We start from the raw sequence: 12,176 nt of genomic DNA, 5'->3' as shown, positions 1-12,176 counted from the left end.
ACTGGTCTCGGGTTAGGTTGCTGGGGTAGTCTTTACTCATCGTCTCACTCCGGCATTGCTGACATTCATCTGCAACTTATACGGAGTGAGCTTTTTTACTCAAGCCCTAACTTTTCAAACACCCTCTAAATGAAGCTTCCACCATTGTTTGGCTCTAAAGTTCTCAAGATCGAGTGAAAGGGCGCTATCAAACGAAGATGGGCACACTTGGTGTTAGTGGTGCTGCCTGTTTCATATCTCTACACCACACGGGAGTTCATATGATTCCGGTAATTTTGGGAATGATCGCCATAGGGTCTGCTGCTTATGGCGCAGCTACCGGGGCCAGTGGTGTAGCCAATATGAAAAAGGCCGAGGGCAAGGCCCAACGTGCCTAGGAACGCCACGAGGCTGCTACTGAAGCCCTAGAGAAGCGTTGGGACGAGGTTAACCGCGTGCTAAGGAGTACGGTGAATTCCAACTCAGCGTCCTGCAAGAGACGGTGGGGGCCTTTGTCCGCTTCATCGAATCCACTGGGCGGCAGGCGGCTATGTCGGACAAAGAGTTCCTCAATGGATTGGAAGTCTCAGTCCAACAGGTTCAGAAGTACAAGAATGCTGCTATCCACGCAGAGCGGTATTTCAAAGGGGGTGTGTCGGCGGTAGCAGCATCAGCGGCGGGCTATGGCGGGGCTATGACTATTGCTACAACTGTGGGCGTAGCCAGTACAGGAACAGCCATTTCTACGCTCAGTGGCGCGGCGGCTACCAATGCCATGCTGGCTTGGTTTGGAGGTGGTTCGTTGGCAGTTGGTGGCGGCGGGATGGCGTTGGGCTCAATGGTGCTGGGAGGCATGACGCTGGGGCCAGCGATCGCCATTGGTGGTTTTGTCCTAGGTAGTGAGGGGGAAAAGGCCCTGACCAAAGCCCGGAAGTATAAGGCAGAGGTCAAAGCTGCGATCGCAAAAATTGAAGCTGCCCAAGCGTTTGCTGGCCAAGTAGAGCGCAGAATTTCTGAGTTATGGCAAATCCTAGAGACATTGAATGGGCAGGCTCTGTCAGGCTTACAAGTGCTGGAGTCAAAACCATTTGAGCGAGAGCGGGATGCTCAAATGTTTCAGCAGGTAGCGTTGCTTATTAAGGCTATAGCCGACATCACTCAGAGGGCGTTTGAAAAGTGAGTCGCTGTAGCTTTAATTACCTGCTGATCCCCCCTGCCCCCCTTAAAAAGGGGGGTAAAAGTCCCCCTTTTTATAGACGCTTACGGCTTCCCGCAGGGTAGGGAGATTTAGGGGGATCCTCACTTCTGCTACAAGAAATAGGACTTTTCAAACATTCTCTCAGACGCCAGTACTAGACACTGAGGGGCAGCTTAATTCAGGCTCACTCGACAACTTCTGCTACAAGAAATAGGACTTTTCAAACATTCTCTCAGACGCCAGTACTAGACACTGAGGGGCAGCTTAATTCAGGCTCACTCGACATTCAGGCCAAATATCGGTTTTTAAGTGAGAAAGAGGACGGCGGCAATACGACCAGTGAGAATCAAGCATGAATTATCATCCTATCCACGCCGCAAATAAGTTTATGCCCCCGATGAGCTCTGCTGTTTGCTTTAAACAGCTTGTTGATGCTTATTCAGAGTATCAGCGGGTGGTGCAGGAGGAGCGCACAAAGCGCAGAGAGATCACCGCTTGGGAAAAGACTACGCTGGCTGATATCCAACAGCGGCGCGATGTCATGATGCAGTTTCTCGACAGGTCATTCAATGAACGAGCAGAGAATTTTAAGGATTTCTTTGCTCTGGCTGATCAGGCAATCTCAATGGAAAATAACGACCAACTTGCCGCCGTGTTGATCAGCATTGTAGACCTGGCAAAAGCAAGCCCATTTAAAGATTTGGCTGACTGGCAAAGGTAGAAGCAGCATTGGATGATCCAGACCATAATTGGGAGTTTTAATGTAACCGTTCTCAAGTGTCACAAAGGGAAATATAAACTGGCACTCTAAAAATATTTCCCCTTTCCTATGAGTTAGCTTTTTAATGTCAGTCGAAGTATTTTTATAGGAATAACTATGATTATCAAAAATACGCTTGCACTAACTGGTGCTGTTGCCGCCGGAATGACTCCCTCTCTCTTGCTTGTGGGCGCGATGCCGTTCTCACCGTGGTTCGGTGCTGCTGCTTTCACAAGCACCCTGGCTTCTCTTGGGGGAACGATGATTGGTGGCCTACTAGATCTGGTCAATCAGTCGCAGCAATTGTCCAACTTGATGTTTTGCTCTTTCCAGTTCCTCAAGGGAGACCGGACATTGGCCAATTTCTGCCAACGTAAGTTGTGTGCCCTGACTCTGCTCCTGGAACTGTTCCCACAGGGATGCTTTCCCCGTCTCATCCTTCACAGCGGCGGAGATGTTCTGGAAAAGCGCCATCAGATCCACAGGTGCCCCTGAAGAAGATTGAGCCGTAATTGAACCGGCGATTTGGGTGGCCAAGCCACTCAGCTCCCCGCACATTGCCTGGAAAATCTTAGCCTCCTGCGGCGAAAGACCTTGCAAAAATACCGGACTCGCAAGCAAGTCCTCTAATCCCTGGTCATGAGTCATGGCCCTGCTAGCCTCCTCATCTCAGTTGATGAGCCTGAGTCTAGAGCACGGATAGGGCTGAGCTGTGGCAAAAATGAGGCAATCTGAAAATCAGACAGCAATTTACCCCAAAAGCGATTGGGGTAAAGATTGGGGTAAATTTCTAATACTCAATTCTTAAATTGCCTGAAAGTCTTGTCATAAGACACTTTCAAAACCCGCTACACTTCCTTCACACGGAAGAGGTCACTGGTTCGAAACCAGTATCGCCCATACAACCTAAAACCCCTGAACCCCTTGATTTAGAAGCCCTAAAGGCCTATAAATTAAGGGGTTTCAGTTGCAGGGTATTCCTGCTCAGAGAACTGGCCTCGTAACATTTGGTCATTTTTGGGTGCATTTAGCTGCGGTTTGACTATCAGGGTGAGTACATTAGTTCGCTTCCAGGTACCCCTTTCGAGTATTGCGCCATATACTGTGTACTTAGCAGCAGTCTGTCGCTGGGGCAAAAAGCACAAGCTGACCTTACCTCAAAAAAGTGGACATGACCTGCCGAAGTTGGCGCGAATCACTTGCCGAAGTTCATGCGATTTTGCACGCCGACCAACCGGCCCAGCTGTTTGAGGTTTCGCTAGATGATATGGATAGCCACTGGCAGCAGTTTGAGCGTCGGCTGCGGGAGTTTGAGCGGCGACGGTTGAGGTCATAGGTGAAGTGGGGCCATAAAAAGCGCTCACGAGCATAACCATGCTCGCGAGCGAGTAAACCCTATTCAGTTAGGCTGCTTTAAAGCCACTCAAGCGACGTAAGGTGCGTTGCAGTAGAGGGAACAGGTGTCTTTAGTTGTGGGCTTCAAGCTGTCCGCGAATGGCCCCATCGGGAAAGACCGGGTTGTGGACGTTGATGTAGAACGCTTCAGGATTGCTCAAAATTCGCTGAACAATACCGGCTTCACCAGTGGGAAACTTGCCTTCTTCACCTTCGGTCAAACAGTCGCCTGCATTGCCGTCTTCCGGGCCAGCGAGGGCGGCTACTACCGGGCCATTCTCGTCCATGGCCCCTTCGTGAATGTGGGCAGCCATGCCGTCGCCCACGGGTACCATCTGGATGCCAGATACTTCTAAGACGTAGCACAGGGTAGTGGGGTCGCCATCGACGCCAAACACATAGGCGCTGCCGGTGCCGGTGGCATCGCCCACCATTTCGCTGGCATCAGTCCCGACTTCGGCGCTGCCGTCTAGTTGGGTGGTCAATACGGCATTGGTGTGACCGGCAAAGGCGCTCTGGGATAGCGTGACGCCTAATGCTACAGCCGCTGTGCCCAGAGCAAAACTAAAACCTTGAAGCTTGTTTTTCATATCTCTTTTCTTGCTGAACGTTATCTGGGGCTAAACGCCGGATATCTCGGCTCGTTAGCGTTGCTGCGCTTGCCCCGTCTATCTCTTGTACGGAGAAAAAGCAAGATTGGATGCGCCGAAGACAAGAATTGAGGCTGTGATTGATACATTTGCGACGGTTTGCCGGGGTGGGGTGGGTGCTTTTGATCGCCCCTACTCGCTGTCTGCAAGCGCTCTAATCTGAAAAATTATCAGCGCCATTGTTCCGGCGATTAGGCCCCAAAAGGCGGAGCCAACGCCAAAGAGGGTGATCCCAGATGCTGTCACTAAGAAGGTGATCAAAGCGGGTTCTCGCTGAGCTTCGTCGCGCAGGGCGGTAAACAGGCCGTTGCCGATGGTGCCCAGCAGGGCTAACCCGGCGATCGCCAAGACCAGCTCCTGCGGAAAGGCGGCAAACACCGCGCCAACGGTGGCCCCAAAAAAGCCGACGAGCAAGTAGAAGAAACCGGCGGCGATCGCCGCCACATACCGTTTCGCGGGGTCTTCGTGAGCCTCGCGCCCCATGCAGATAGCGGCGGTGATGGCGGCTAAATTTAGCGCAAAGCCACCAAAGGGGGCCAAGATCACGGTGGCCGCCCCCGTCCAGCCAATAACGGGGGATATGGGGACTGAGCCATAGCCAGAGGCCCGCAGCACGGCGACGCCCGGCACGTTTTGCGAGGCCATGGTGACTATAAACAGCGGTAGGGCAACGCCAATGATTGCCCCTAGGGAGAACCGGGGGACGGTGAACAGGGGGCGGGCGAGTTGCAGGGTGACAGTGTCGAACTGGATCAGGTTTTGCAGGGCGGCGATCGCAATTCCCACCGCCAGCGCACCGACCACGGCGTAGCGGGGCTTCACGCGGCGCATGGCCAGGTAGGCGCAAAACATGGCAAAGGTCATTGCAAACTGGGTTTGCATGGCGGTGAACACATCTAGCCCAAAGCGCAGCAGCACCCCGGCCAGCATGCCCGCCGCCAGCGATAGGGGAATGCGGTTCATTAGCCGCTCAAACCAGCCGGTGAACCCGGCCAGGGTAATCAACACCCCGGAGATTAAAAATGCCCCGATCGCTTCCGCCATGGGAACCCCTGCGGCGGAGGTGATCAGCAGGGCAGCGCCGGGGGTAGACCAGGCGGTGACAACGGGGGCGCGGTAGCGCAGGGAAAGGCCAATGGAAGTGAGGCCCATGCCAAGGCCCAAGGCCCACATCCACGAGGCGATTTCGGCTGGAGTTGCGTTCAGCGCCTGGGCGGCTTGAAACACAATCACCGCTGAGCTGGTGAAGCCCACCAGTACGGTGACAAAGCCAGCAATGATGGCCGAGAGAGAAACGTCGCGAAGAATGCCTTTGGCTGCCATGGTCTCGGAGTTGATGCCTGGACTTAGGCTACAGGACTTCAAGAATCTCAGGCTTAAATGGAGTTACTTTTTTGCGGCGATCGCATCTCATTCTAAGACTCAATGGTTCACTTGCAGGTCTTAGAATGATACTCAGAAGACCCCTTTTGAGGACGAAAGTGTTTCTGGAGGGGGCGATCGCCCCCTCCTTTGTCCTGAATCTAGTCTTAGGCAAATGCGTCTTCTAGGTGTTGATGTAGGGGTGAGCAATTGGGGCGATCGCCTCAGTTCAAGACTTGCCCGTCTCATCAAAAGTCTCAAGAAAGGTAGCCAAAGACTAGTTCTGAGATCAACTTGGTGAGCTGGCTTGATGGCAACTGCATGGGGCGATCTAGGTTGCGTCAGCTATCCTTGGGTTGCGATGGATAGCACTCTCTCAGGCCCAGCGTCGCGCAGCAAGGATTGGGGGACACCCTCCAAAAAGGCTCAAAAATTTAGTCCAAATTTAGTCCCATGAAAAACTCATTCATCCCAAAGCCTATCCCTGAAGAGGTTTCAAGGGATTGATGATTTGCCAGATAGGCAACTATTCAAGCCCTGAGAGCTGCCGCAAGATTTCCTGGGTCATGGGGTGGTCAGAGAGCTGATCGGCCTGTCCGGCCTCTAGGGCGGCATGTACTGAGCTCCTGAAGTTGTTGTAGCCAGTTTTGTTGTAAGGGTGATTTTCAGGCAGCGTTTTAGCCTGAATCGCCAGCGCCTGCAGATAAAGAGGCTCCGCTTCCCCGTAGCACCCCATCGAGTCGTACAGCCCAGCCAGATTATTTAGGCTTTGAGCAACATAGGGATGGTCGGCCCCCAACTGCTGTTCTCGAATTGCAAGCGATCGCTCGTAAAGAGGTTCCGCTTCCCTATAGCGTCCCATAGCCTTGTACAGCGTAGCTAGATTATTTAGGCTAGTGGCCACAGAGAGATGGTCGGCCCCCAACTGCTGTTCCCAAATTGCAAGCGATCGCTCATAGAGGGGCTCCGCTTCTTCATAGCGCCCCATTGAGTCGTATAGCGCAGCTAGATTGTTTAAGTCGGCAGCCACTTCGAGATGGTCTTTTCCATAGACTTGTTCATCAATGGCGAGCGATCGCTCATAGAGAGGTTCCGCTTCTTCATAGCGCCCCATTGAGTCGTACAGCGCAGCTAGATTGTTTAAGTCGGCAGCCACTTCGAGATGGTCTTTTCCATAGACTTGTTCATCAATGGCGAGCGATCGCTCATAGAGAGGTTCCGCTTCCCCATAGCGCCCCATTGACTTGTACAGCAAAGCTAGATTATTTAGACTGATGGCCACATCGGGATGGTCAGCCCCCAACTGCTGCTCTCGGCGGTGGAGGGCAGTAATGTGGGCAACTTCGGCTTCGCCATAGCGAACTTTGTCTGTCAAGGCTTTGCCCAAGTCGTTGTACAAGCTACCTAAAAGTGGCGAGTCTGGATCTTGGGCCAGCAAGTCATCAATCTGCTGCTGCAAATCGGCGGGGTCAGCAGCAGGTGAGCTGGGAGCTTGCTCTTGGCTCTGGCTTTGCACACGCTCTGGCTCAAACGCCCAGGCGATCGGCTGCGAAAACTCAAACACGCCCCCTCGCCAACTCCAAAAATCGGGCGCTTGGTCAGCCAACTGCGCCGCAATACGCGGCGTCAGCCACAGCACCAGCGGCAGCTGAAACCCCCGCAAAGATTCCCTTGTCCACTGCAACGAAAACAAAAACTGCTCCAGGGCCGATCGCTCCTGGTTCAGCCGCAGCCCCAGCAGCTCATCGACTCCCAAAATAGTGACCATCGCAGCGGGGCTGGTCGCCAACTCCGGCTCTTGCTCTACACAGGTTTGCAGACTTTGCTTCAGGCTGGGCTGGCGCAGGTCAATGCGAACGCGATCGCACCTTGTCCCCTTTTCCCGCAGCTCCGCCTCATAGGTGTCAATAATCTCATCGCGATACTTCCAGTTATCGCAGATCGCCACCAGCAAATTTAGCCGCCCATAGCTCGACTGTATCGACCACACCAACCGGCGCAGCTGATGATGATTTTCGGCCGCCACATCATCCACAAGATCCATCACTCAATCAGCTTCTTTTGCTTCAGCAAATCCACCACAATCGGATGCACGTCATACCACAGCGCATCGTTTTCATATTCCAACACCATCAGCCCGTGGAGCAGTTTTACAAAACCGTCGCTGCTGGCATCGGGGGTCTCAGCAGTTTTATACACCTCCACCAAAAGATCGTACAGATCGCTGCCAATCTGCCGAGCAAAGTCGTGGCGCAAATTTCGCAGCGCCGCCGTCAAAATCTCATCGTCAATGTTAACGTTGCTGCTGTCGGGCTCAATTTCAAGCTGCACCATGCACTCTGTACAGCATTCGCGGGCAATGCGCACGAGTTCTCGCATCACGCCCCCGCTTTTTAACACCATCTTTCGAGCCGTTTGCGCATCAACTAGCTCGTCGGGTAGCCGCTTAGCCAGCACCTTCAAAAACACATCAAAGGTTTTGGCCACCGGCTCTGCCTCAGGGTTGTGGCAGTCGGCCTTAGCAAAAAACTTCGCCACCGGAAACAGGTGAGGCCGCACAACCCCTTCAGAATTGAGTGCCCCCATCACCTGGGGCTCTTGCACCGCCGAAACAGGAATCGTAAACACCACCTGAAACTGGGGCGAAAACAGCGACTTAATGTTGTTGCGGTAGATTTCTTCCACCAGGGGCAGATCCAGCTTATCGAGGTCGTCGATAATTACCAAAACCGGCTTTTTGGTCGCGGTTTGAATGGCTGCCGCCAGGCGATCGCACTTGCCCACCAGGTCAGAAATGCGCTTCTCAAACGTCTTCTCTAGCTCATCGCGGAAGCTCTTTTCTTGCTGAAGCTTAGCCGTGAACATATTGAGAATATTGTCTAGCCCTAGCCCTAGCTCTCCTGTTGTGGCTTGGCTGGAGATTTGGGTGCGCTCCGTAGTATTCCAACCTAGCAGCGATTGTTTAATATCTTCCGCTACCGGAATGCGCTGCTTGCTTGCCTGGCTCAGCAATTTAATGGCGATCGCATAGAGAATATTGACGTGGGTAATGCCGCTCATCTCAATCAGGTCTGCGATCGAGAAAAACACCACAGAATGGTTAGGCTGCATGTCAATCGCCAGGCGCTTTAGCAGCGTAGACTTGCCGCAGCCCCGGTGGCCCGCAAAAATAAACTTGCCATTTTTAACCGACGCCTCAATCTCGCGCTTCAGCCGCACCATCACAGGCAGGCCATAATCGACCCGAAACTGCTCAATGGTTTCTGGTTCCACCAGGGGGAACAGGTCTAAATCTTTGTAGGCCTGCTGAAATCGCTCTAAAAGCGCCTGATCCATACCACCGATAACAATGAAGCCCTTTAATACTATCGTCTCAGACAAACTCTCGATCTACAGCGCTAGGGGCTCTTAATCGAGAACCGCAGCAGCCAAAACTATAGTCTCATTCTGAAACCAGGAAAAATTGAAATGAGTCTAACTAAGGTGCGGTTGAGTCTTTTTTTGGGATTGTAGGCCATGGGCAAAGCCAACACCCATTTTGTACCTAGATTAAGGGCTAGCGGGCGACAAAAACTCTTCGACAGGAATCACCCGCAGGGTGAGGGCAACGGGCCGATCGAGATAGTCTTCTAAAAAAGCTTGCGACTGGCGCACATCTTCGGCGGTGATGGAATTGGCTGGGGCAGCAAACTCCAGGGTGATGTTGAGCACACCGTTGTCGGGTTGCAGATCAATGGCCTGGAGATCGGCGCGGCGCGACAGGGGCAACTCGTTGCGAATTAGGTGGCTGACCTGCTCGCGCGAGTTGGCCTGCACCAGCAAATTGTTGAGCGAAAACGCCAGCGGAATACCGATGACAACCATAGTGAGCACCGACACCACAATGCCCCCCTGGGCCCGCTGTAGGGTGCCGTAGCGCTGCCACAAAAACACCAAAATGCCGCTAAAAATAATGCCCGTCAGGTTGGTGGCAAACAGCAGCGTAGACCCCCAAAACACATCCTGATTGAGCTGCGCCAGGCCAATGCCAATGACGCTGAGCGGCGGCACCAGGGCAACCGAGATCGCCACCCCCGGAAACGCATCGGCCACATGCTTGCGCGACTTGGCAAAGGCCCCCGCCGCCCCCGCCGCCATGGCCACCATCAGATCAATCAGGGTGGGCTCGGTGCGCAATAAGATCTCATCGTTTAGGGTTTGCAGGCCCAGCAAGCTGGCAATGACGGTGGCGCTGGCTACGGTAGCCAGCGTGCCCCACAGCAGCGTTAGGCCCGCCCGCTTCATCAGGCGACGGTTTGAGATCGCCACCGCATAGGCAATGCCAATAATCGGCCCCATCAGCGGCGCAATGATCATGGCCCCAATGACCGTGGCTGTGCTGCCCGCCAGCAGCCCCAGGGTTGAAATCACCCCCGACAGGGTCAGCATGACAAAAAAGCTCAGCGAGGGCACCGACTCGCGCCACAGCAGCCGATTCATGCTGGCGATAGGCGTGGGTTTGCTAGTTAGCCACTGCCAATCGCCACTGTTGCTCAGCCAGAGCTTGCGCTGTTGACGGCGCAAACGGGCCAAAACTTTCAAATACCGCCGCCGCTGAGTCATCGCCTGTGCCCCCGATAAAACGGTATAGGGTAAAACGGTATAGACGCAGACCTATTCTCTAGCAATTGGGGCCACAGTAACGAATAACCGCCTTCTCTACCCAGTACGCGATCGCCAGAGTTTCCGGTTGAGGCGATTCAGACCATAATGAACCTGTTGACCCCAGGTAAGCCCGTGCCCTCCGAAAACCCAGATGCGCCAAAGGCCATCGAGCATCAAAACGTCCCCGTCGAGCATCGCAGTCTGCACGACTTTTTGTATAGTGCCGCCGACGAACATGCCGCTGCCGCCGCTCCATCCATTACCGCCACCGACAGCAGCACCCTGCCCATTGCCGACTGGTGCGACCAAACCCAGGATGCCAAGGTCACCGGAGTCTATGCCGTGCGCGATCGCGCCGGTCAAACCCAGTTCATTGGCATCTCTCGCAACATATCGCTCTCCTTGCGCAGCCATCTGCTCGAAAAAGGGGAGGCGGTCTGTGCCCTGGTGACGGTGCAACCCTTTGCCTTCCCCAGCCGCGAGGCCATGGCCGCCCTGCGGGACGAATGGCTTGCCGCTTTGCCCAGCCCCCCACCCGGCAATGTCGATGGCACCTGGGCGGGTACCGCCGCCGCCGCCGCCACCCAGGCCATGTCTGCCGCCGAGCGCGAAGCCTACGAAGCCAAAAAGCTCAAGCTCCGCCGCGCCATGGCCGACGGCTCACTGTCGAAAGAGCAGGATATAGCCCAGGCTGCCGACCCCAAAACAGACCTAGCTGCCGCCATGACCGATGACAACTGGAGCGCCCTAATTCGCGACCAAACCGAGCAAACCCAGACCTAACCTTCAGAGTGTGGGGAGTTTTACAAAATTTGGTATTACAGCCCCGACAGCCGCACCTTGTAGGGAATTTCTTCAACCGGCACGGTTTCCACATCCCAGTCGTCGTAGCGCAGCTGAAGCCGCTTTTCTCCGGCGTATCCCACTAGCTTGCCCCCGTAGTGCTTTGCCTCGGTGCCCAGGCTTTGAATGCGCACCATGCCGTTGAACACCGTGGCGCGGGCCAAGTAAATCACCAGGTCATCGCGGGAAGGGCGATTTACGGTGGTACTGGCGGTGAGGTGGCCCAGGCCGCGCTCATCCATCTCCTGCCCTAGGGCTAGCGCCGTGTTGCGAATGCCGCGAATCGCCACGATCGCCGAAGCCACCGCCATGGTGATATCAACCCCCTCATCGGTCAAAATCTGCTGGGTCGATAGAAACTGAAAGTTGCGTTCCCCCAGATCGCTGCGAATGCGGCGGTGAATCAAATTCTCTGACTGGTAGTGGGTCAGCGCCCCTACGATCGCCCCGCAGGCTGCCCGAGGTTCTCGCCAGGGCGATTCGCGGGTTTTGCCGTAGACCTGTTTGCCGTCTTCTTGAATGCGCCCCACGTGGGTTTTGAGGTCGATCGCCACCAGCGAAATCGACTGCGGGTTGCCCTCGTAGACCCGGCGCTTTAGCTTCTCATCCAGCTCGTGGGCCACGGTCACGTGGGCCAGGGTCGCCCCATTGTCGGTACCGCCCCCGGCGGGGAAAAACGCCTCCAGCTTGAGTTCGCCAATCTCTGACAGGGTGGCAAACCGAGAGGCGACCACGTCGCGGTAGCGTTTCGTCGCCTCGCCCTGGTGGATGCGATCGCCGCAGTTAGTGTAGGCCAGCGTCGTCACCGCGCTGGGCAGACTCATATCGGCCCCGCAGGCTTGGATATCCGTGGGGCTAGCCCCGGCAAATTGCAGCTCGTCGCGCAGCAGCTGCAACCCTTTAATCAGCGCGTAGCGATCGCTGACGATCTCGTTTAAATAGTTGTGGTACGCATTGCGCTCCATGCCAAAGCTAGCGGGCAGCTGCCAAAATCGCTCAATTCGCACCTGGCTTGGGGCAGCATCAAAGGGCAAAGTCATGGAAGAGAACCCTTTTGGGTGAAATGGCTGGGCTAGACTCATGCCATGGTAAGCCGTCTAGCTTAAAAATTATCCCCTTGACAGCCCTGAGCTAAGGCAGAATTTCTTTGCGCCGCTAGAGTCTTGTATTAAGTCTTTAAGACCCCTATTCGAGACTAGCTTAAAGGCAGGTAAGTCTCATCGTGAGATTTAACTTTAGGGCGGAATGCTTGGGTGCGATCGCATTTTCTTACACTTTTTCTTTCCTGAATCAGGTCTACTCAAGCCCATGGCAAGACCAGTTTGTATCCAGCCTGGTCTCAAGA

11 protein-coding genes are annotated in these 12,176 nt (G+C 54.6%); 4 read left to right on the top strand and 7 right to left on the bottom strand.

What is annotated here, in order from left to right:
* The first annotated feature begins 481 nt into the window (after nucleotides 1–481).
* Both VB780_RS09835 and VB780_RS09830 read left to right on the top strand, forming a co-directional pair.
* Nucleotides 482–1,159, top strand: a complete 678-nt coding sequence (locus VB780_RS09835) for a hypothetical protein (RefSeq protein ID WP_323350969.1) — start codon at nucleotides 482–484, stop codon at nucleotides 1,157–1,159.
* 370 nt (nucleotides 1,160–1,529) lie between these two features.
* Entirely contained in the window at nucleotides 1,530–1,898 is a 369-nt protein-coding gene (locus VB780_RS09830) for a hypothetical protein (protein WP_323350968.1), read from the top strand.
* Nucleotides 1,899–2,213: 315 nt separating this feature from the next.
* On the opposite strand, the gene VB780_RS09825 is transcribed toward VB780_RS09830, so the two are convergent.
* Nucleotides 2,214–2,585, bottom strand: a complete 372-nt coding sequence (locus VB780_RS09825; RefSeq protein ID WP_323350967.1) for a hypothetical protein — start codon at nucleotides 2,583–2,585, stop codon at nucleotides 2,214–2,216.
* Between the two features lie 523 nt (nucleotides 2,586–3,108).
* Here VB780_RS09825 and VB780_RS09820 point away from each other — a divergent pair.
* On the top strand, nucleotides 3,109–3,273 hold the full coding sequence (locus tag VB780_RS09820; protein WP_323350966.1) for a hypothetical protein: 165 nt from the start codon (nucleotides 3,109–3,111) through the stop codon (nucleotides 3,271–3,273).
* Nucleotides 3,274–3,403: 130 nt separating this feature from the next.
* Here the strand turns inward: VB780_RS09820 and VB780_RS09815 are convergent, their stop codons facing one another.
* The 5 genes from VB780_RS09815 to VB780_RS09795 all read right to left on the bottom strand — a co-directional run bounded on the left by VB780_RS09815 (nucleotide 3,404) and on the right by VB780_RS09795 (nucleotide 9,946).
* Complete coding sequence (locus VB780_RS09815; RefSeq protein WP_323350964.1) at nucleotides 3,404–3,922, bottom strand: CHRD domain-containing protein; 519 nt, start codon at nucleotides 3,920–3,922, stop codon at nucleotides 3,404–3,406.
* A 192-nt stretch (nucleotides 3,923–4,114) separates the two neighbouring features.
* A complete protein-coding gene (locus VB780_RS09810) occupies nucleotides 4,115–5,305 on the bottom strand; it encodes a benzoate/H(+) symporter BenE family transporter (protein WP_323350963.1) in 1,191 nt (396 codons plus the stop codon).
* Nucleotides 5,306–5,870: 565 nt separating this feature from the next.
* The gene (locus VB780_RS09805) at nucleotides 5,871–7,388 is read right to left on the bottom strand and encodes a tetratricopeptide repeat protein (RefSeq protein WP_323350962.1); all 1,518 of its coding nucleotides are present in this window, start codon (nucleotides 7,386–7,388) and stop codon (nucleotides 5,871–5,873) included.
* Nucleotides 7,388–8,680, bottom strand: coding sequence for a P-loop NTPase fold protein (locus VB780_RS09800; protein ID WP_323350961.1), 1,293 nt, complete (start codon nucleotides 8,678–8,680; stop codon nucleotides 7,388–7,390). Before VB780_RS09800 ends, VB780_RS09805 begins: the two co-directional genes overlap by 1 nt.
* 213 nt (nucleotides 8,681–8,893) lie before the next feature.
* Nucleotides 8,894–9,946 carry a DUF389 domain-containing protein gene (locus VB780_RS09795; RefSeq protein WP_323350960.1) on the bottom strand — a complete coding sequence of 351 codons (1,053 nt, stop codon included), beginning with the start codon at nucleotides 9,944–9,946 and terminating at the stop codon, nucleotides 8,894–8,896.
* A 174-nt stretch (nucleotides 9,947–10,120) separates the two neighbouring features.
* Between VB780_RS09795 and VB780_RS09790 the strand changes: the two genes are divergently transcribed.
* Nucleotides 10,121–10,771 carry a GIY-YIG nuclease family protein gene (locus VB780_RS09790; RefSeq protein WP_323350959.1) on the top strand — a complete coding sequence of 217 codons (651 nt, stop codon included), beginning with the start codon at nucleotides 10,121–10,123 and terminating at the stop codon, nucleotides 10,769–10,771.
* A gap of 35 nt (nucleotides 10,772–10,806) precedes the next feature.
* Here VB780_RS09790 and VB780_RS09785 read toward each other — a convergent pair whose 3' ends face one another.
* On the bottom strand, nucleotides 10,807–11,871 hold the full coding sequence (locus tag VB780_RS09785; protein ID WP_323350958.1) for a hypothetical protein: 1,065 nt from the start codon (nucleotides 11,869–11,871) through the stop codon (nucleotides 10,807–10,809).
* Nucleotides 11,872–12,176: the final 305 nt, after the last annotated feature.

It is taken from the genome of Leptolyngbya sp. CCNP1308 (genome assembly GCF_034932455.1).
In the GTDB taxonomy this organism is placed as follows: Bacteria; Cyanobacteriota; Cyanobacteriia; order Phormidesmidales; family Phormidesmidaceae; genus Nodosilinea.
Note: the sequence above shows the minus strand (reverse complement) of the source record. Positions and strands in the feature narration are given on the sequence as shown.

Bases quoted from the DNA above. Each gene is read 5' to 3' on its own strand.
- VB780_RS09830 (WP_323350968.1), top strand. From the start codon at position 1,530: ATGAATTATCATCCTATCCACGCCGCAAATAAGTTTATGCCCCCGATG.
- VB780_RS09825 (WP_323350967.1), bottom strand. From the start codon at position 2,585: ATGACTCATGACCAGGGATTAGAGGACTTGCTTGCGAGTCCGGTATTT.
- VB780_RS09820 (WP_323350966.1), top strand. From the start codon at position 3,109: ATGACCTGCCGAAGTTGGCGCGAATCACTTGCCGAAGTTCATGCGATT.
- VB780_RS09815 (WP_323350964.1), bottom strand. From the start codon at position 3,922: ATGAAAAACAAGCTTCAAGGTTTTAGTTTTGCTCTGGGCACAGCGGCT.
- VB780_RS09810 (WP_323350963.1), bottom strand. From the start codon at position 5,305: ATGGCAGCCAAAGGCATTCTTCGCGACGTTTCTCTCTCGGCCATCATT.
- VB780_RS09805 (WP_323350962.1), bottom strand. From the start codon at position 7,388: ATGGATCTTGTGGATGATGTGGCGGCCGAAAATCATCATCAGCTGCGC.
- VB780_RS09800 (WP_323350961.1), bottom strand. From the start codon at position 8,680: ATGGATCAGGCGCTTTTAGAGCGATTTCAGCAGGCCTACAAAGATTTA.
- VB780_RS09795 (WP_323350960.1), bottom strand. From the start codon at position 9,946: ATGACTCAGCGGCGGCGGTATTTGAAAGTTTTGGCCCGTTTGCGCCGT.
- VB780_RS09785 (WP_323350958.1), bottom strand. From the start codon at position 11,871: ATGACTTTGCCCTTTGATGCTGCCCCAAGCCAGGTGCGAATTGAGCGA.